Genomic DNA, 1105 nt, shown 5'->3' on the forward strand with positions numbered 1-1105 from the left:
GTAGAGCACTGTCGTCGCCGGCCACCCCATCGGCCCCCCGGTGGGGTGCCGAGGCTGATCGATCAGGTTCGCGAGGATCAGGTGGATGCCCAGGGCGAAGTAGACGACCCCGGCCACCAGCGGCAGGTGCGCCAGCGTGTACGCGTCCGACGCCAGCTGCTGGCGATGCCGGGAGCGCGGCGTGGCCGAGGTCAGCACCTTCTCGGCGGCCGGGGCGACGCCCACGAAGTAGAGCCACCACAGGCAGACGGTCGCGGCGAAGCCGAACACCGCGGCCAGCAGCACCGGCCAGGTGATCACGGCCAGACCCGCGCCGGCCCCGGCCGACAGCAGGGATTCACCGAGCACGATGATCAACACCAGACCGTGACGTTCGGCGAAGTGGGCCCCACTGCGAATCTCGCCGAAGCTGGTGGCGGTGACGATCCGGCCGCCGCCGTAGTCGACGAGGAACGCCACCGTCCACAGCACGGTCTCCGCGGTTCCGCCCAGTAGGGCTCCGGCGAACAGTGGAACCCAGGCAAGTGTGGTGGGCACCGCGAAACGCAGCGTCTGCCGCCGGTACTGCCGGTTGCCGGACGAGGCGTAGGTCATCAGGCCGAGGTGCAGGCCGCGGACCACGATGTAGGCGATGGCCAGGGTGAGCGGCGGGCTCAACGCGCCGTCGTGGCGCTGCCATGCCTCCGGGATCACCAGGGCGGCCACGAAGATGGCGGCCATCGCCGCGAGCATCCCGGCCAGCACGGGGCCGTTGTCCGCGCGGACCTGATTGCCCAGCCAGGCGTAGCAGCTCCACGCGTACCAGAACCAGAGCAGGAGCAGCAGACCCTGGTAGAGGGTGAGCGGCCCCAGCGACTCCGCCATGAAACCGATGAGCCGCGTCAGCGCGAAGACCAGGACCAGGTCGAAGAAGATCTCGAAGGTGGTGGCCCGGTGTGCCTCCTCGACCAGCACCGGCCGGGACCGGTGGAAGCGGCTCATCCGCTCATCCTGGTCTGCTGACCGCCCTGTCCGGGGGCCAACGCCCAGCTGTGACCGGATCAGCCGAAGAGCAGGTCGAGGTGGGCGTCCAGCGCGCCCAGCGCCTGTTCGGCTGTGTACTGCC

General features: G+C 70.0%; 1 protein-coding gene. It reads right to left on the reverse strand.

Going from position 1 to position 1105, the window contains the following annotated elements; translation table 11 throughout:
* On the reverse strand, positions 1–981 hold a 981-nt coding region (locus tag KBX08_RS33305; protein ID WP_210787718.1), incomplete at its 3' end, for a low temperature requirement protein A.
* Positions 982–1105: the final 124 nt, after the last annotated feature.

The sequence above is a fragment of the Micromonospora sp. H61 genome, assembly GCF_018070325.1.
Classification (GTDB): Bacteria; Actinomycetota; Actinomycetes; order Mycobacteriales; family Micromonosporaceae; genus Micromonospora; species Micromonospora salmantinae.